Genomic DNA, 756 nt, shown 5'->3' on the forward strand with positions numbered 1-756 from the left:
GGTCCGCTACCATGTTTTCCGCCGGTACAACAGGGCTATTCTTGTTAACAGGACCGTTGGATTTATAAAACGCCTTGCTGCTCAACTGGATCGTATCCCCTGCCATGACCCTTAACACCAGCGAAGGCCCTATCTTCTTACCGTTGCCGGTAGCTGTCAGTTTGGCCACCGATTCATTTTTTCCGGCGCTTTCATCTGTCGGGTAACCTACCGGTTTATTGCTGCGGGTATTGTCAATATTACTGAACAGCTGGTTTTCTTTGGCAGCATTGGGCGTCTCCATCGTCGCGGCGTATATGGATAGGTTTGTCTGTTCTGTCAGCACCAGCCGGGTATTACCTAAATGATCCTTTACAAAATAATCGTATACAAAATCAGGCGCCTGACCGGCCTGATAAACAGTCCGTATCCTGCCCTCTTCATGTCCGGCAAAACGCAGGCTGTCATTTTCGTATATGAAACCGCCCAGATAGTCGGTCCTGGTAACTTTGGCAATACCACTGGTATTATCGGTAACAACCTTGCGTACTTTAGCACCGGCAGCGTCATACAGGAAACGGATATTCCCCTTACCCTTAATCGTTATCAATTCAGGCAGGTTGAGATGATTGTAGCTGATAGCAGCAATCTGTTTATTTTCATCACGGGTGAGGTTACCGGCACCGTCATAACTATAGTCAATCCCATCCGCCTGGCTGTCGGTAAAATCTCCCAGGCCCGTTTTGGCCCTTACCGCATCGTATACGGACTGGAGCT

Annotated in this window: 1 pseudogene; it reads right to left on the bottom strand. The window is 48.8% G+C overall.

The window, feature by feature from the left end:
- A pseudogene (locus ACTJJS_RS33490) lies at nt 1-756 on the bottom strand (DUF6443 domain-containing protein); the annotation flags it as partial.

This window comes from Chitinophaga sp. 22308 (assembly GCF_052045305.1).
Lineage (GTDB): Bacteria > Bacteroidota > Bacteroidia > Chitinophagales > Chitinophagaceae > Chitinophaga > Chitinophaga varians_A.